General features: G+C 35.7%; 17 protein-coding genes. 1 reads left to right on the top strand and 16 read right to left on the bottom strand.

Features of this window, described 5'->3' with window-relative positions; all coding sequences use genetic code 11:
* Positions 1–5: 5 nt before the first annotated feature.
* Both F3I00_RS04040 and lepA read right to left on the bottom strand, forming a co-directional pair.
* Positions 6–695 (bottom strand): class A sortase, encoded by a 690-nt coding sequence (locus tag F3I00_RS04040; protein ID WP_020806900.1) that lies wholly within the window; start codon positions 693–695, stop codon positions 6–8.
* 163 nt (positions 696–858) lie between these two features.
* Positions 859–2,697: a translation elongation factor 4 gene (gene lepA, locus F3I00_RS04035; RefSeq protein ID WP_020806901.1), complete on the bottom strand. Its 1,839-nt coding sequence runs from the start codon at positions 2,695–2,697 to the stop codon at positions 859–861.
* Between the two features lie 133 nt (positions 2,698–2,830).
* Here lepA and F3I00_RS04030 point away from each other — a divergent pair, with 133 nt between their 5' ends.
* Positions 2,831–3,880 carry an IS30-like element ISLga1 family transposase gene (locus tag F3I00_RS04030; protein ID WP_024273054.1) on the top strand — a complete coding sequence of 350 codons (1,050 nt, stop codon included), beginning with the start codon at positions 2,831–2,833 and terminating at the stop codon, positions 3,878–3,880.
* 157 nt (positions 3,881–4,037) lie between these two features.
* On the opposite strand, the gene dnaJ is transcribed toward F3I00_RS04030, so the two are convergent.
* The 14 genes from dnaJ to rimP all read right to left on the bottom strand — a co-directional run bounded on the left by dnaJ (position 4,038) and on the right by rimP (position 18,655).
* Positions 4,038–5,204, bottom strand: a complete 1,167-nt coding sequence (gene dnaJ / locus F3I00_RS04025; protein ID WP_020806902.1) for a molecular chaperone DnaJ — start codon at positions 5,202–5,204, stop codon at positions 4,038–4,040.
* A 79-nt stretch (positions 5,205–5,283) separates the two neighbouring features.
* Positions 5,284–7,155 (bottom strand): molecular chaperone DnaK, encoded by a 1,872-nt coding sequence (gene dnaK / locus F3I00_RS04020; protein ID WP_159310991.1) that lies wholly within the window; start codon positions 7,153–7,155, stop codon positions 5,284–5,286.
* 17 nt (positions 7,156–7,172) lie between these two features.
* Entirely contained in the window at positions 7,173–7,751 is a 579-nt protein-coding gene (gene grpE / locus F3I00_RS04015; RefSeq protein ID WP_020806903.1) for a nucleotide exchange factor GrpE, read from the bottom strand.
* 11 nt (positions 7,752–7,762) lie between these two features.
* A complete protein-coding gene (gene hrcA / locus F3I00_RS04010) occupies positions 7,763–8,821 on the bottom strand; it encodes a heat-inducible transcriptional repressor HrcA (RefSeq protein WP_020806904.1) in 1,059 nt (352 codons plus the stop codon).
* Between the two features lie 140 nt (positions 8,822–8,961).
* The gene (locus tag F3I00_RS04005; protein WP_020806905.1) at positions 8,962–9,588 is read right to left on the bottom strand and encodes a GyrI-like domain-containing protein; all 627 of its coding nucleotides are present in this window, start codon (positions 9,586–9,588) and stop codon (positions 8,962–8,964) included.
* Positions 9,589–9,611: 23 nt separating this feature from the next.
* Positions 9,612–11,117: a ribosomal protection-like ABC-F family protein gene (gene abc-f / locus F3I00_RS04000; protein ID WP_159310990.1), complete on the bottom strand. Its 1,506-nt coding sequence runs from the start codon at positions 11,115–11,117 to the stop codon at positions 9,612–9,614.
* Positions 11,118–11,377: 260 nt separating this feature from the next.
* Entirely contained in the window at positions 11,378–12,316 is a 939-nt protein-coding gene (ribF, locus tag F3I00_RS03995) for a riboflavin biosynthesis protein RibF (protein ID WP_020806907.1), read from the bottom strand.
* Between the two features lie 12 nt (positions 12,317–12,328).
* Entirely contained in the window at positions 12,329–13,222 is an 894-nt protein-coding gene (gene truB, locus F3I00_RS03990; protein ID WP_020806908.1) for a tRNA pseudouridine(55) synthase TruB, read from the bottom strand.
* A gap of 40 nt (positions 13,223–13,262) precedes the next feature.
* Positions 13,263–13,634 carry a ribosome-binding factor A gene (locus F3I00_RS03985; protein WP_003647478.1) on the bottom strand — a complete coding sequence of 124 codons (372 nt, stop codon included), beginning with the start codon at positions 13,632–13,634 and terminating at the stop codon, positions 13,263–13,265.
* Positions 13,635–13,664: 30 nt separating this feature from the next.
* A complete protein-coding gene (gene infB / locus F3I00_RS03980) occupies positions 13,665–16,310 on the bottom strand; it encodes a translation initiation factor IF-2 (protein ID WP_020806909.1) in 2,646 nt (881 codons plus the stop codon).
* A 4-nt stretch (positions 16,311–16,314) separates the two neighbouring features.
* Positions 16,315–16,626: a ribosomal L7Ae/L30e/S12e/Gadd45 family protein gene (locus F3I00_RS03975; protein WP_020806910.1), complete on the bottom strand. Its 312-nt coding sequence runs from the start codon at positions 16,624–16,626 to the stop codon at positions 16,315–16,317.
* A gap of 2 nt (positions 16,627–16,628) precedes the next feature.
* Entirely contained in the window at positions 16,629–16,925 is a 297-nt protein-coding gene (rnpM, locus tag F3I00_RS03970) for an RNase P modulator RnpM (RefSeq protein WP_020806911.1), read from the bottom strand.
* 10 nt (positions 16,926–16,935) lie between these two features.
* Entirely contained in the window at positions 16,936–18,159 is a 1,224-nt protein-coding gene (gene nusA / locus F3I00_RS03965; protein ID WP_020806912.1) for a transcription termination factor NusA, read from the bottom strand.
* A gap of 19 nt (positions 18,160–18,178) precedes the next feature.
* Positions 18,179–18,655, bottom strand: coding sequence for a ribosome maturation factor RimP (gene rimP, locus F3I00_RS03960; protein WP_020806913.1), 477 nt, complete (start codon positions 18,653–18,655; stop codon positions 18,179–18,181).
* Positions 18,656–18,715: the final 60 nt, after the last annotated feature.

Here is an 18,715-nt window from a genome sequence, read left to right as displayed (position 1 = left end):
CCTCTTTATTTAAGTTTGAAAACTTGTAAATTCTTATCTGTCGCTGGCTTTTCAGCAATTAATTTTCCCCTAATCGCCCAGCGATTAACACCACCATCAGCACATGTAATTAAAGTAACAATATTTTGCTTAGTATTATCGACTAACCAAACAGCAGTTGGGTCTACAACCTTTTTCATATAAATTCGATAAATATAAATTTTATCAAGATTAGTTAAGTATACTTTTTCGCCCAATTTAGTGTCTTCAAGTGGTGAAAATAAAACACCCTTGGCTGTCATATAGTGACCTGCTAAAGGATAGTTTCCCTTCCCCATAACTTGGTCTGGACGCATTGTTCCACCACCAGTCGACATGGCATCATTACTTAACCCCTTCATAATTGGAAGATACATTTTTACACTTGGGATTGCGATCGCGCCAATTGCATCAGCAGTATTATTAACCCTTGATTTAGTCACCTTTCCAAAATCAATTTCTTCAACTTTTGAGAAATCGAACATTCCTTGTTTTGCTTGATTTTTTTTAACAGTATCTTTGTTTAATTTCTTCAAAGCAGTAGTCTGATTTTGTCGAACCATGAAATCTCGGATTTGACTATTAAAAATCATCCCTAAACCGATGATTAATAAAATAATCGCAGCAATTCTAACTATCCAAGCTTTTTTAGAAGTATTTCTTGTTTTTTTTGCCATACGTTTTTTATCCTCAATTTTATTAATGCTGTTATAAATTCTAACACATTTTTCAAAAAAACATACTAAATCAAGTTAGCTATAACTTGCTGAAAGACTATTATATATTTTTAAAAATCAAAAAAGACGTACCAAAAAGCTTAGTACGTCAAGAAAGTTACAATTATTTACCTTTAATATCGTCATCATTCATTTTTAGAACAGCCATAAATGCGTCTTGGGGTACTTCTACCTTTCCGACTGCCTTCATTCTCTTCTTACCACGACGCTGCTTTTCAAGTAATTTAGCACGTCTATCTGGGTCACCAGTATGAATTTTCCAAGTAACATCCTTACGATATGGTTTAATTGTCGCACGAGAAATAATTTTAGCACCAATTGCACCTTGAATATCAACTTCAAAGTTTTGACGTGGAATTAACTTCTTAAGCATTGTTGTCATTTGACGAGCACGATTTTGAGCCTCTTCACGGTGTGCAATGAAACTAAGAGCATCAATTGGCTCTTTATTAAGCAACATATCAATCTTAACTAAGTCTGTTGCACGATAACCTGTTATTTCGTAATCAAGAGAAGCATAACCTTTAGTTGAAGACTTTAGTTCGTCAAAGAAATCATAAATAATTTCAGCTAGGGGCATATTGTAAATAACATTAACACGGTATTTGTCTAAATAATCCATAGTTACAAATTCTCCGCGTTTTCGCTGACATAGCTCCATTACTGGACCTACAAAGTCATTTGGCACCATCACTTCTGCCTTAACATAAGGTTCTTGAACTTCTTTATATTCACCATCATCTGGTAAATCAGCAGGATTATCAATTAATTTAGTTGAACCATCATTCATAATTGCATGGTAGTCTACACTTGGTGCAGTCATAATTAAATCCATACCAAATTCTTGCTCAAGTCTTTCTTGTACCACATCCATATGAAGCAATCCCAAAAAGCCACAACGGAAGCCAAAACCTAATGCTTGAGAAGTTTCAGGTTCAAACTCTAAGGCAGCATCATTTAACTGCAATTTTTGCAGTGCTTCTTTTAAATCATCATATTTTTGATTATCAACTGGATACATACCAGAGTAAACCATTGGTGGAATTTGGCGATAACCGGGAAGTGGTTTCTCAGTTGGATTTTCAGCGCTAGTAATCGTATCACCTACACGAGTTTCACGAACAGACTTGATATTCGCAGTCAAGTATCCTACGTCCCCTGCAATAAGCATATCTTTTTTAACAGGATGAGGACTTGAAACATCAACCTCTGTCACTTCAAATTCTTTCCCAGTATTCATAATTCGAATCTTATCACCAGGTTTTACAGTTCCTTCTTCAATTCGAACCGATAAAACGACCCCGCGATAATCATCATATTTTGAATCAAAAATTAAGGCCTTCAAAGGAGCATTCAAATCACCAGTTGGTGCTGGTACCTTTTTAACAATTTCCTCAAGTAGTTCGGGAATTCCTTGACCTGTCTTACCGGACACTTCAACAGCATCAGAGGCATCGAGTCCAATCATCTCTTCAATTTCGTTTTTGCACATTTCAGGATCAGCTGAAGGCAAATCAATCTTATTAATGACTGGCAAAATTTCCAAATCATCGTCAATTGCTAGATAAGTATTAGCTAAAGTTTGCGCTTGAACACCTTGGGTTGCATCTACTACTAAAAGTGCTCCTTCACAGGCTGCCAAAGAACGCGAAACTTCATAAGAAAAGTCTACATGTCCCGGAGTATCAATTAAGTGAAAAATATATGTTTCTCCATCTTTAGCATGATATTTTACTTCTACCGAATTAAGTTTAATGGTAATACCGCGTTGACGCTCTAATGGCATATCATCAAGTAATTGATTTTTCATTTGACGTTCAGATACAGTATCGGTTAATTCTAAAATACGATCTGCAATCGTTGACTTACCATGATCAATATGAGCAACGATCGAAAAATTCCGAATATGTTTTTGATAGTCTTGTAATTTTTTAATATCCATGTTCTCACCTTTTTCGCTCTATTAATTACGTTGATTGTAAAATCAAATTGAACACTTTAGAAAAATAAAAAGTCCATTCGGACCTGTTTGATAGAATGTTAATAACCACAAAAACTTTCTATTGGAGGTCAAAATGGACTCTTTACATTCTACCATGAACCAGCACGTTAAAGGAAAGCATTTATCATTTGAAGAGCGAGTTATTATTCAATTGCGTTTGAAAGATGGCTGCTCTTTGCGTGCAATTGCTCGTGAACTCAACTGTTCTCCTTCTACTATCAGTTATGAGATTAAACGTGGCACTGTAAAACTGTATCATGGTAAAGTCAAAAGATACAAGGCTACTCAAGGACATGATGTATATCAAGCTCATCGTAAAAATTGTGGGCGCAAATCAGACTTTCTCAAAAAAACTCAATTTATTCACTATGTCCACAAACATTTCTTTAAAGACGGTTGGTCGCTTGATGTTTGCAGTAATCGTGCCACTGCTGCTGGCGAATTCTCTAGCAGCGATGTTGTCTGCACCAAAACTCTTTATAATTACGTTGATAAGGGCTTATTAGGCATTTATAATTACGACTTGCCTGAGAAGCTTAAACGCAATACCAAGCTTCATCGTGTTCGCAAAAACAAGAAAAAGCTTGGCAGAAGTATTGAAGAACGTCCAAAAGAAATTAGTGAACGTAATGAATTCGGTCATTGGGAATGCGATTTGGTCCTTGGACATAAGACTAAAGATGATGAAGTGCTGTTAACCTTATCTGAGCGCATGAGTCGTGAATTCTTAATTATTCGTATTCCCGACAAGACTTCTATCAGTGTCATGCAGGCCTTTAAAGAACTCCAAAGACAATACAGTGAACACTGGAATGATATTTTTAAAACTATTACCACTGATAATGGTTCAGAATTTGCGGATCTTTCCAACCTAGAAGAAGCATCCAATACACTGGTTTACTATGCCCATCCTTACACTTCTTGTGATAAGGGAACAGTTGAAAGACACAATGGTCTTATTCGCAGATTCATTCCTAAAGGAGAAGCAATAGCTAACTATTCTTTACAAAATATCATTGACATTGAAACCTGGTGCAACTCATTGCCAAGAAAGATCTTAGCTTATCATACACCAGATGAAATCTTTGAAAGAGAATTAGATCGAATCTATCAAGCAGCTTAACCAAAAGTGTTCAATTTATTATTGCAATTTACGGCTCTATTAATTATATCAAAGGCTGATACTTAGATAAAATTCTTAATGTAATATTTTCAAAGATAATTTTTACTAAAAATAAAGCGTATATCTCATTCTTCATAGAGATATACGCTTTTAACTTTTATTCTCCGTTTAATTTATCTTTTAAACGTTCAAAAAAGTTCTTTTCTTGAGGTGAAATATTTCCTCCACCAGCTTTAACATAATCAACTAAAGCTTCTTTTTGTTTATCGTTAATTTTCTTTGGAATAACAACCTTAACCGTTACTTCTTGATCTCCATTGCCAGTACCGTTAATCTTAGGAACGCCTTGACCACGTAACTTGAAGTTAGTGTTAGGTTGAGTCCCGGCTGGAATAGTCAAATCAACTGGTCCATGAACAGTGTTTACGCGAATTTTATCACCTAGAGCTGCTTGAGCAAAAGAAATCGGTGCTTCACTATAAATAGTTGTACCATTTCTTCTAAACTCTTTACTTGGTTTAACTCTAAAGACAATGTATAAATCTCCGTAAGGGCCACCATTCTTACCTGCTTCGCCTTGACCACTTAAGCGAATTTGTTGACCATTGTCAATACCAGCTGGGACTTTAACTTCAAGTGTTTGCTTTTTATCAACAGTTCCTTTACCATGGCAAGTTTGACATGGATGTTTAATGATCGTACCACGTCCACCACATTTATCACATGTAGTTTGCTGCTGGATAACTCCAAGTGGCGTTTGACGAGTTACAGTCATGACACCAGTTCCGTGACACTTGTCACAGGTAATTGGGTGAGTTCCCTTTTCAGCACCTGAACCATCACAAGTTGGGCAAACTTCACTTCTTGTGTAAGTAATATCTGTCTTCTTGCCTTTGATCGCATCCATGAAGTCAATTGTCATTGTATAATCCAAGTCTTGACCCTTTTGAGGAGCAGTTGGATCTACTCGACTTCGTCCACCACCAAAAGCTGAACCAAAGATATCACCAAAAATATCACCAAAATCACCAAAGCCTTGAGATGAATAACCACCTTGGCCACCAAAGCCACCATAACCTTGACCGCCAAAACCAGCTTGACCGTTTACACCGGCTTGACCAAATTGATCATATTGAGCCCTTTTTTGCTTATCATGCAGAACCTCGTATGCTTCATTTACTTCTTTGTATTTTTCTTCAGCGCCAGGTTCATGGTTTAAGTCTGGGTGATATTTTTTTGCCAGCCTGCGGTAAGCCTTGTTAATGTCGCTTTCACTAGCATTCTTATCAACACCCAGCACATCATAATAATCACGTTGTGCCATCTGAAAACTCCTTCATTCATAAAAGAAAAGAACTACAATCACGCAGTTCTTTTCTTGTTTGATTTAATTATAAATCTTTTTACTTGTCAGGGTCTACCTTGTGAAAGTCTCCATCAACAGTTGAACCACCTTGACCGTTGCTTGAGCCATTATCATTATTTGGTTGACCACCTTGCGCTCCTTGAGGTCCAGCTTGACCAGCAGCACCTTGAGCACCACCGTTTTGTTGGTAAAGTTTAACAGCTAAATCTTGAGCAGCCTTTGATAAAGCTTCCTTCTTTTCTTTCATTTCATCCAAGTTGTTATCTTTTTGAGCTTTCTTCAAAGCATCCAAAGCATCTTGAACATTCTTGGTTTCAGCTTCAGGAACTTTACCCTTAGTTTCTTTCAAAGTCTTTTCAGTAGTAAAGATTAATTGATCTACTTCATTACGTAAATCAACTTCTTCCTTACGCTTCTTATCTTCTTCAGCATGCTCTTCAGCATCTTTTTGCATCTTCTTAATTTCTTCGTCTGATAGACCAGAAGAACTCTTAATGGTAATCTTTTGTTCCTTACCAGTACCCATATCCTTAGCAGAAACATTTACAATACCATTCTTGTCGATATCGAAAGTAACTTGAATTTGTGGAACACCACGTGGTGCTGGTGGAATATCAGTTAATTCAAAACGTCCTAAAGTCTTATCATCTGCTGCCATTGGACGTTCACCTTGAAGAACGTGAACATCAACAGCTGGTTGATTATCTGCTGCAGTTGAGAAGATTTGGCTCTTTGAAGTTGGGATAGTAGTGTTTCTATCAATTAACTTAGTGAAGACACCACCCATAGTTTCAATACCAAGTGATAATGGAGTGACATCAAGTAAAACGATATCCTTAACATCACCAGAAATAACACCACCTTGAATTGCTGCACCTAAAGCAACAGCTTCATCAGGGTTAATTGAGTGATCAGGTTCTTTTCCAGCCCATTCCTTAACAGCTTTTTGAACTGCAGGAATACGAGTTGAACCACCATTCAAAATAACTTTGTCAATATCACTTACGCTCAAGCCAGCATCACTTAATGCATTGTCAAAAGCAATCTTAGTCTTTTGAACTAAGTCATCAGTTAATTCATCAAACTTAGCACGAGTTAAATCAGCTTCAAGGTGAAGAGGACCAGCTTCTCCAGCAGAAATGAATGGAAGTGAAATGTGAGTTGATGAAACGCCAGATAAGTCTTTCTTAGCCTTTTCAGCAGCATCCTTTAAACGTTGTAATGCCATCTTATCATTAGATAAGTCAACACCATTTTCTTCCTTAAAGTTTTGGATTAACCAATCCATAATTCTCTTATCGAAGTCATCACCACCAAGGTGAGTATCACCATTAGTTGATAATACTTGGAAGACACCATCACCTAGTTGCAAGATGGAAACATCAAAAGTCCCACCACCAAGGTCATATACTAAAACTTTTTCATCATTTTCATCTTTATCAAGACCATATGCTAAAGCAGAAGCTGTTGGTTCGTTGATAATTCTTTGAACATTTAAACCAGCAATCTTTCCGGCATCTTTAGTAGCTTGACGTTGTGCGTCATTGAAATAAGCAGGAACAGTGATAACTGCATCAGTTACCTTTTCACCTAAGTAATCTTCAGAAAACTTTTTAATGTATTGCAAAATAAAGGCTGAAATTTCTTGTGGAGTATATTCCTTGTCGCCAACCTTAACCTTGTAACCTTCTTCACCCATATGGCTCTTAATTGAAACAATAGTGTTAGGGTTAGTAATAGCTTGACGCTTAGCAACTTCCCCAACTTGAATTTCACCATTCTTAAAGGCAACTACAGAAGGAGTCGTACGGTTACCTTCTGGGTTAGTAATAATCTTAGGTTCTTTTCCTTCAAGTACGGCAACAGCTGAGTTAGTCGTACCTAAGTCAATACCAATAACTTTTGACATATATGTAACTTCCTTTCTTATTGAGCCACTACAACCATTGCTGGTCTTAATGTTCTATCTTTATATTGATATCCTTTTTGTAAAACTTTAACTACGTGATCCTTTTGATCATCATTTTCTGCTGCAACAGTTTGAACAGCTTGATGTAGTGCAGGGTCAAAAGTTTCACCTTCGGCTTTGATTTCAGTGATTCCTTGATCTTTCATTGATTTAACTAATGAGTCAAGTGTCATCTGAACACCCTTTTGGAGTTGCTTAGCTGCCTCATCATCTGCTTTAACAGCTAACGCGCGTTCTAAGTTATCCATTGCTGGCAAAACTTCTTTAGCGAGGCTTTGAGATTCATATTTAATCAATTGCGCACGCTCTTTTGCATAACGTGCTTGCATATTCTGAATCTCAGCTTCACTACGTAGATATTTATCTTCAAGATCCTTATTCTTAGCTCTCAATTCAGCGATTTCTTTTTCATAATCTTTTGCTGGATTTTCCTTAACTTCCTCTTTCGGAGTTACTTTTGGATCTTTCTTTGGTGCCTTATCTGGGGTCACCTCGTCTTTTAAATCTTTTTCATGCGGAAACTCTTCTTTACTCACAGCTAACCTCCTTACTTAAATCTACCATAATAATCTAACAATTTCTTTGCTAGTTCATTCCTAAAATACTCGAGTAATCCGATCATCTGCGAGTATGGCATGTTAGTTGGTCCAAGTAATGCTATTGTTCCTTTACCATATTTACCAACGCTATATTGTGCAGTCAACAAACTATAATCTTCAAGTAGATCTGATTGTAATTCAGAACCTAACTTAACTTGAACTTTCGACTTTGAATCATTCTTAATTTCATCTTTAGGATTAAAACCAATCAAGCTTGAAATAGCATCATTTTGATCAATTAATTTGTAGAGAGATTTAACTTTAGCTAAATCATCACTTTCATAATTACTCAAAAGATTAATCTGACCATCCACATACATTTGCTCACTAGCAGCATCCTTAATAACATCTTGAAGCAAATCCAAAATTTCAGTTGCTGATCCACCAGCAACTAGATGGTCTGCAATTCTCTTAAGTAACACTTCATTAACTGAACTAAGTGGCTTTCCAACTAATTGATCATTAATTAGTCGAACTGCTTTTTCAATCTCTTCCCCATTTGTATGATGAGGTAACGTGTAGATTTGATTCTTTACATTACCGTCATCCGTAACTAATATTGCCATCACTTGATGGCTTGAAAGGGGAACGATCCTAAAACCAGTTACTTTAACCGAGCGAGTTTCAGGACCCGCTGCAAAAGCAGTGTAGTTAGTTAAATCAGACAGAATTTTTGCAGCTTCTTGTACGATTTCATTAACTTGTTGAAAGGGTTGGTCTAATTGATAAATAATTCGATTATAGACGGATGCTGGTATTTTTACGGGATTAATCAAATGATCTAAGTAATACCGATAACCAGCAGTTGAAGGAATTCTACCACTTGAAGAATGAGTCTTCTCAAGTAGTCCCTTTTCTTCGAGTGCCGCCATTTCATTTCGAACTGTAGCACTTGAAACCTTGACAGGCAGTTGATTCATCACGGTCTTAGAACCTACTGGCTCATGAGACTGAGTAAAGTCCATAATAATAGTCTTTAAAATAAGTTCTTGCCGTTCAGTCAACATTTTCTCGCCCCCATCATTAGCACTCTTCTTCCTCTTGTGCTAACAATTAATATGATACCATAACTTAGCAATTGTGCAAGCAGAGTGCTAATTAAATTTGTTTTTTATAAAAAAAGGTAAGCAACAAGTGCTTACCTTAATCATTTAATTGGTAGTCTAATTACAGTTTTACGCCTTTCAGTCTTAGTTCTCCTTGGATCACTTAAATATATTTCATGATGATAGCGTGGATTTTGAATATCTATCTGATAATTTTCTTTTTTTACAAATCGATGTATCTCTTCAATTGTCGCTGGCTCATCATCATAACTACCAATGTGCATTACCTGAGCGCAAAGTCCTTCATCATAAGTAAAGAATTTAACTTGAGAAAAATCTTGCTTTTTCTTCTCAGTAGCTGTCTTAACTGCCCAATTAAATTCTTTTTCTGTAACAAAATCAGGCAGTCGAATCATCGATATCCAGGCGAAGTTCTCCTTGTGAGCATAATCAATTTTTTGCTTATCTTTTGACCACCATAGTCCTTCAAGTGGTGGCACTACATAATCAAAATATCCTGGAATTTTATGCTCATTTTTTTTGCTCATCTTGATAGTATAGGCAAGCCCATAAAGTAATTCTAACGCCTTGTGATAAGTCCCATCTTCCTGATTAGGATCTCCACTTCCTGAAACTGCGATGTAATTCATTTTAGGAATCTTAATAATTTCAGGTTGCTTTTTTGGATGATACAAATTTTTATATTCTTTTTTATAATCAAATGCCATTTTTATTCTTTCTATACAATCTGCTAGTCATCTACCTTTAATTTTATCCGTTTACTTGCTACTTGACTAATAAAATACTCATCATGCTCAACTAAAAGCATCGCTGGTTTGACCTTCTTTAAAACATCAATTAATTGATCTTGGTTAAACACATCTAGGTAATTTGCTGGCTCATCCCACAGATAAAGGTCAGCCTCTTCAACTAATGACTTAGCAATGGCCACTCTTTTTTGCTGCCCCATGCTCATTTCTTCAATTCTCGTCTCAAAACTTGTTCTAGGAAAACCCATTTTTCTAAGCATATTAAGCATTTTCTCATAAGACAAATGTTCCTTTTGAACAAATTCTGCCAAAGTGCCTGAATATTCTACAAAATTTTGTGGTAAATAGGAAATTTTTAAACCATTAGTTAAACTTAAAATTCCTTGATAAGTTACATCTATATTTTTATTTAAAACACTTTTCAAAAAAGTAGATTTTCCCGATCCATTTTTTCCTTCAAGGGAAACAATTCCTCGTTTTTTAACAATTAAATTTAGGTCTTTAAATAACTTTTTATCTTGAACTTTCAAATCTAAATGCCGAGTTTCTAATAAAGTCGAGTGATAGTTTGGTTGAAAATTCATCTCTAATTCTGGCACAGATTCAACATTCCTTATTAAACCTTTTCTATCTTGGATATCTTTATTCATCCTTCTTTCAATATTTTTTGATCTTTTCATTATCTTAGCAGCCTTATGACCAAAAAATCCCTTATTAATATCTGCATGAATTTCATTCTTATGTGCACTAGCTTTTTTATTATTTTCTGATTGAAGTGAATATCCTTTAATACGTTGTCTACTTGCATTTAAAGTTTTAATTTGACCACGGAGTTTTTCATTTTTCTCCTGGTTAAACTTATCACGCTTCTCTTTAGTATCTTCATAGCTTGCATAATTTCCCTGATATAAATGAATCTCTGTATTTTCAATTGCAAGAACATGATTAGTTACCTGATTTAAAAAATCTCGATCACGACTCACAACAATATAACCTTGCGAATGTTTTTGCAAATATCTAACCACTTGTTTTCGCGACTCTTCATCTAAATGATTCGTTGGTTCGTCAATTAATGGAAAAGCATCCTTATTAATAAAAGATAGAGCTAATAATATCTTAGTTTGCTCCCCTCCACTTAAAGTATTAAAAGGTTGCCAAATAAGATTAGCGTCTACTTGCATTAAATTCAATTCACGTTCAAGTTCCCACCGGTCAAATTGAACTTGTTCTTCTAAAGCATAGAGAGTTAATTGTTCTTCATTTTCTACATAAAGAGGAAAGTAATTAAATTCAAGGTTAGCTTTGATGGCTCCTGTTCCTTGCAATTTTCCACGTAACAGATTCAAGAATGTTGTCTTTCCTCTACCATTTCTGCCTACAAGTCCTAATTGCCAACTACTATCCAAATCTAAATTTAAATTATTAAAAATATTTTCACTACTGTCGGAATATTTAAAAGAAAGGTTTGAAATCTTAATATTGCTCATATAATCACCTCACGAAAAAAGCCTACACTTTTGACAAGTGCAGACTTTCTCCTTATTAAGCAAAAAAGAAGATATTCCATCTACGTTCAATCTTGTCAAAAGTGCACAGTTGTCCCCTCTAAAAGAGAAAATAATTATTAAAATTCAACTATGCTATTTTGCAAGATTAAAAACGCAATGGCGTAACCTTCTTTCAATATTAGATTTCAATTGATAAAGACATTTTATCACATTAATTATAAAAAGATAGATCTAAATAATTATTTTTCTAAATCATAGAAATATTGCTTTATATTTCGTTTATCTTGGTCTAGTTGACGTGATAATTCTTCAATTCCAGAAAATTTTTTATTTGAACGTATAAACTTGTACCACGCTAAAGTTAATGGTTCACCATATGCTTCCTCATCGAAATTAAAAATATTCGTTTCAATTGTTAAACCGTGGTTTGTTTTAAAAGTTTCGTTGTAACCAACACTAGTCATAGCATCATGCCATTTTCCATTTATTTTAGCCCTGGTTGCATAAACTCCCTCAGCTGGTAAAACTTTAGCATCAGAAATATCAAGATTAGCAGTCGGGAAGCCTATTTTATGTCCTCTTCTAAACCCATGAACAATAATACCTGAAGTTTCATATGGTTGTCCTAGTAAGGCAGCCGCTAATTCAACATTTCCACCTTGGATTGCCTTTCTAATGTAGGTGGAACCAACTTTAATTTTATCAATAGATTGTCTAGGCTCCACTACAATTTGAAACCTACCTCGCGCAAACTTGGGAAGATTTTCTACATTAGCAATATCTTTTGGACCATAAGTATAATCAAAACCTACCACAACTGTATCTGCTTTAAGTTTCATAATTACTTGATCTACAAAATCCTGCGGTTTAAGCTGACTAAATTCTTTAGTAAATTTAATAATCACTAAATAATCTACTCCCAGCTTTTCCATTTTTTGTTCTTTTTCATGGGCCGTTTCTAAATAAACAAATTTATGATCATTTTTGTATATCTCTTTAGGATGCTTATCAAAAGTCATCACCATTAATGGCAACTTCTTCTCCTCGGCTATTAATTTTGCATCTTTAATAAGTTTCTGATGACCAATATGCACCCCATCAAAAAAACCTAACGTTAAGATTACCTTTTGATTTGTAATAGGTGCAGAGATCGGATAATCTAAGGTTATTACTTTCATTTTTTACTCTCGCTATTCATTTTTTAAAAGCATCATCTCAGGGCGATAGATTTTTCCTTGTCGCTGATAAATAGCTTTTATATGACCATTATAAACCAAAGCGACCTTAGCATAACTGGTATTTAAATTGATACTTGCACCGTTTGAGACCCGCTTAAATTGATCCGGCGAAAGTTGAAGTTGAGGTAATTCAGCAAAAAAACTATCAATTGGCTGAAGCCATTTTTCAGGAGTATCTACTTCTGCTTCAATTGTTTCTAAATCTACAGCTTGATTTAAGTCATAGCCTGAACTACTAGTTCGGGTAAGACTAGTCATTACAGCAGGAACACCTAATTTTTCACCCAGATCATTTACTAATGACCTGACATAGGTTCCTTTAGAGCAACGAATTGCAAAATCAAAGCTTTCCGTTTTTTCCAGTGGATCGTACTCAGGATCTTTTGTTAATTCATAACTATAAACATTGACTTTTCTCTTGGGACGTTCAACTGGAATATTTTCTCGAGCATATTCATAAAGTCTTTTACCATTTACTCTTACAGCTGAATAAATTGGAGGGACCTGTTCAAGCTTCCCTGTTAACTGTTTCATTCCAGCAATAATCTCACTTTTTGTAAATGGTGTAATTATTTTTTCTTCAGCAATAGTTTTACCATCTAAATCATAGCTATCAGTTGACCGTCCAAACATTCCACTTCCAATATAAGATTTGGGCTTTTCATGCATCAGTTCGATCAATTTCGTGGCTTGTCCAATAGCAATTGGTAATACGCCATTTACTTCAGGATCAAGCGTGCCAGCATGTCCAATTTTTCTAATTTGAAGTATCTTTCTTAACTTATAAACACAATCACTGCTTGTTACCCCACGTGGCTTATTTACTACTACAATTCCATTCAGCATATCTTAATCTCCAAAATAAAAGACGCCTTTCGGCGCCTTTTTACTTATTCTTATTTTCACGTTCTTGATCTTGCTTCTTTACTTGGTTAATTAAATTATCAATTTTTGAACCATAAGCAACAGAAGTATCACGTTTAAAAATCAACTCAGGAACTTTATAAACAGTCAAGGTTTGACCAAGCAAGTGACGCATCATTCCTTTTGCTTTATCAAGTCCTTCAGCTACTTCTTTTTCCTTTGCTGGGTCTTCTGTTAACAAGCTGTAGTAAATAGTTGCATATGACAAATCATTTGTGCATTCTACAGCTGTAATTGTAATATCACTTAAACGTGGGTCACGAATATCTTTACGTAAAATTTTTGTTAGTTCACGTAGGATCTCGCCTTCTACACGACCAATTCTATGTTTCATAATTAAGCTCCTTTTTGTGAAAAAAGATGCCTATTTTACAGGTACCTCTTGCATTTCGTAGGCTTCAAGTTGATCGTCAACCTTAATATCGTTAAAGTTTTCAATTGTGATACCACAATCGAATCCTTGCTTAACTTCCTTGACATCATCCTTGAAACGCTTAAGAGATGCAACTTTTCCATCGTATTTCACAATACCGTCACGAATTACACGAATACCGGAATCTCTAGTAACATATCCATTATCAACAAAAGCACCAGCAATTGTACCAATCTTAGATACCTTCCAAGTTTCACGAACAGTTAAGTTTCCAGTGACCTTTTCTTCGTATGTAGGTTCAAGCATACCCTTCATAGCAGCTTCAACATCATCCATAACCTTGTAAATAATGTTATAAAGACGAATATCTACACCTTCAGCATCTGCTTGACTCTTAGCGGTATTAGTTGGTCTAACATTAAATCCAACGATAAATGCATTTGAAGCACCAGCTAATGTAACATCAGATTCATTGATTGCACCAACACCAGAGTGAATAATGTTAACTCTTACGCCCTCAACTTCAATCTTTTCAAGAGATTGTTGCAATGCTTCAGCTGAACCTTGAACATCGGCCTTTAGAACGATGTCAACTTCCTTCATATTTTCTTTCTTCATTGTGTCAAACAAATTATCCAAAGTAATATGTTGGACATTTTCACGTTGTTTCTCTAAAGCATTCTTAGCACGTTGTTCACCAACACTTCTAGCCGTCTTTTCATCTTCAAAGACCACTAACTTATCGGCTGCTTCTGGAACATCGTTTAAACCGGTAATTTCAACAGGAGCAGATGGAGTTGCCTTTTTAACTCTACGTCCCTTATCGTTAGTCATAACACGAACACGACCAAACGTATCGCCAACAACAATTGGATCTCCAACCTTTAAAGTACCTTGTTGAACTAATACGTCGGCAACTGAACCACGGCCTTTGTCAAGACGAGCTTCAATTACAGTACCAATCGCCTTTTGATCAGGATCAGCTTTAAGTTCCATAACATCAGCTTGAAGCAAGATCATTTGCAAGAGTTCTTCAACATTTTTACCTGTCTTAGCAGAAATCTTAACAAAGATTGTATCGCCACCCCAGTCTTCAGGAACTAAACCATATTTCATAAGTTGTTCCATGACGTGATCTGGATTTGCACCTGGCTTATCAATCTTGTTAACAGCAACGATAATTGGTACACCGGCACTTTTAGCATGATCAATGGCTTCAATTGTTTGTGGCATTACACCATCATCAGCTGCAACTACTAAAACAACAATATCAGTAATTTCAGCACCACGAGCACGCATGTTAGAAAAGGCTGCGTGTCCTGGAGTATCTAAGAAAGTAATCAAACGATCATCGATTCGTACTTGGTAAGCACCAATCTTTTGGGTAATACCACCTGCTTCATGTTCAGAAACGTTAGTATGACGCAATCTATCAAGTAAAGTAGTCTTACCATGGTCAACGTGTCCCATAATTGTAACAACTGGAGGACGTTTTTCTTGATGCTTAGAAGCTTTGGATTCTTCCATTTCTTTAGTATACAAAGTATCGATATCTGAAATATCTTCATGCACTTTTTCTTGTGCTTCAATACCATATTCAGCTGCTAAGAGTTCAATAGTGTCTTTGTCTAAAGACTGATTTTGGTTAGTCATGACACCAAGCATAAAGAGCTTTTTAACAATTTCTGCAGGCTCTCTATGGAGAAGTTTTCCTAAATCTTGAGCATTCATGCCTTCTTCATAAACTAATGTTTCTGGCAATGGACGTTCCTTTCTTTGGGTTGGCTGCTTCTTAACTTCTTTACTTTGATTAATACGCTTATTTTTCTTATTTCTACGGCGACGTGCCTTATCAGAATGTTCGCTTCTTTCACGTTCATAATCTGGTACTTCACGTTTCTTGCGAGTAAAGTCCTTTTTGCGAGTTGGCTTTGCTTCTTCTTTTTGAGGAGCAGGTACAACTGGAGCAATCGGTTCAACCTTCTTCACAGTAGGTCTCTTTGCCTTGTTTCTTGCCGGCGATGGTTTTATAATCTTTGGACCAACTGGTTTTTGTGATGCTTGTACACGAGCTTTTACAGCTGCAGCTCCTTCGAGTTTTTCTTCTTTTGGCTTACGAGTATTTTCCACTTTTTTAACCTTTGATCTTTGAGGATTTTGTTCTTGATGCCATTTACGGCGGGAAGCTTCAGTCTGAGCATTTAATTCACTAGCTTCAGCTCGTTGCTTCTTCTTAAATTTATTCAATAAATCGCGTGCTGCCGATTTAGCCTCTGCTTGTGGTTTATTTCGTTCGGCACGACGATCATTTTGCTGCTTTTTAATCTTATTGTTTCTGCGTTTATTATTACTATGGCGATTATCATGATCATTTCTATTATCACGACGACGAATTGCACCTACAGAAACTTTTATTTTTGTTTTTTCTTTACGACTTGAATTTTTAGAATCCTTTTCAGTAGATGGCTTAGTAGTATTAGCAGACTTAAAACTATCTACTAACTTAGAAACTTGCTTATCATCTAGGGAGGACATGTGGCTCTTTACATCAAAACCCAAATCTTGTGCCTTTTTTACAACAATTTTGTTTTCAATGCCTAATTCTTTCGCTACTTCATAAATACGTTTTTTAGCCATCAAATCACACTCCTTCGTTTAAATTCTTTATCATTGCTTTGCTGAAACCTGAATCTGTAACAGAAACTAATTTTCTTTCTTTTCCAAGTGCGTGTGTTATTTCAGCGCTAGAAAATACATCAACTAATTTAACATCTTTTTTACGCATCAAAAAAGCAAGCTTATCTTTAGTATTCTGACTCACATCGCTACCAATAAAAATTAACTTTGCTTGATTTTTGCTTAAAGATATTTTTACTGCATCAAATCCTGTCGCTAGCTTTCCAGCTTTTTGCGCTAATCCAAGTAAATTCAAAGTTTTTTGTTTGTTTTGCAAAATTATTTATCACCAAACAATTCTTTTCTTGCTTTTTGATGATCAACATATGCATAAAGATCATCATAAAAATCAGCTGAAACTTTAACACCAAGGCTTTTTTCTAAAACCCGATTTTTTTGCGCTTCAGCAATCTTATCAGGTTCTAAAGATACATAGGCTCCTCGACCTGACTTCTTTCCAGTTGGATCTACTGAAATATTTTTATCCTTGTCAACAACTACGCGAACTAATTCTTTTTTAGGTTGCATAGTATTAGTCAATAGATCCTTACGCATTGGAATTTTTCTTTTTTTCAAAGAAAGTCACCTATTCCTCATCTTTATCTGCATCATCATCTAGTGCTGAATCAACATCTTCCCCATTTGGAAAATCATCGCTTGAATCTTCTTCTAGTTGTTCAGCAGTAGATTCTGTAGTTTCTTCATTTGATGATTCATTACTATCATCGATATCTTGATCTGTTTCAACGTCATCGCCTTCTGAATCGACAAATTCGACTTGAGATTCAGGCTTAATGTCAATCTTATAACCTGTCAAACGGGCTGCAAGGCGAACATTTTGTCCACGCTTTCCGATAGCTAAAGACAATTGATAATCAGGAACAATTACTAGCGCATTCTTGTCATCATCATCACCACTAAATTGAACTGCGATTACTTCTGCAGGATTCAAAGCATTGGCAATAAAATCAGATGGATTTTCTTCGTATTTTACAACGTCGATATTTTCTCCGCCTAATTCGTTAACAATATTTTGAACCCGAGCTCCTTTTGGTCCCACTAAGGTACCAACTGGATCAATATCAGGATCATTACTCTTAACAGCAATCTTAGTCCTGTCACCCGCTTCACGAGCAATTGATACAATCTCTACAGTCCCATCATAAACTTCTGGAACTTCTTGTTCAAAGAGACGTTTTACTAAATCAGGTGCAGTTCTTGAAACAGTAATTTGAGCTCCTTTTGAATCGGACCCTACTCTAGTTACTAAAACGCGAACTTTATCTTGAGGATTATAATTCTCACCTGGTAATTGATCATTATGTGGCATTACAGCTTCAACGTTACCAATCTTTACGTAAACAAAGCGATTATCACGTCTTTCAACTGTACCAGTAACAATTTCATCCTTATATTGAGAATACTCACTAATGATATGTTCTCTTTCAGCCTCACGTAAACGTTGCATGATAACTTGTTTAGCGGTTTGTGCAGCTAAACGGCCGAAATCTTTAGGAGTTACTTCAAAGCGGATTTCATCGCCAACTTCATACGCACGATTAATTTCAAGTGCATCTTTAAGACTCACTTCAAGACGACTATCTTGAACTTCATCGACAACTGTCTTAATTGCATTAACCTTGAAATTGCCTTTCTTTTCATCAAAAACAACTTCTACATTTTGAGCTTGATTATAATTTTTCTTATATGCAGCTACTAAAGCAGCCTTGATTGCATCAACAATAATTTCTTGCTTGATGCCTTTTTCTTTTTCTAAGGTTGCAAAAGCTTCCACCATTTCTTTAGACATAAGTTTTTGATCATCCTTTCTAAAATTCAACTGCAAAGCGACTAGAGGCAATCGTCTTTCGAGGGATTGTTATTTCTTTGCGTCGTGTTTTGATCTTTACTTCTAAGACGATCTGATCTTGATTGAGATCTTTTAAAGTACCTTCATAAGTCTTTTCCCCATCAATTTTTTGATAAAGACTAACATGAATGTATGATCCTTTGGCGCGCTCCCAATCTTTTTCATTTTTGATTGGACGCTCTAAACCAGGAGATGAAAGCTCTAAAATATACGGCTCAGGAAAAGGATCAGGATCTAATTCATCTAACTTTTCTGATACCAATTCACTCAAATTTGCGATCTCTTCAATATCGATTCCGCCTGGGCGACGATCAACATAAATGCGAAGATAATATTGCTTTTTTTCCTTTACATATTCAACATCGACCAGTTCATCGCCTCTTGCTTCAGCTAAAGGCGTAACTACGTCTGCCACCAATTCGGTAACTTTTGTCAAATCTCTTCCTCCGTAATAAAAAGAGTGAGCATTGCTGCTCACTCGAATTTGCTATTCGAA

Origin of the sequence: Lactobacillus sp. JM1 (assembly GCF_009834385.1) — a bacterium.
GTDB classification, from domain to species: Bacteria; Bacillota; Bacilli; order Lactobacillales; family Lactobacillaceae; genus Lactobacillus; species Lactobacillus paragasseri.
This window is presented reverse-complemented; position numbering and strand designations above follow the sequence as displayed.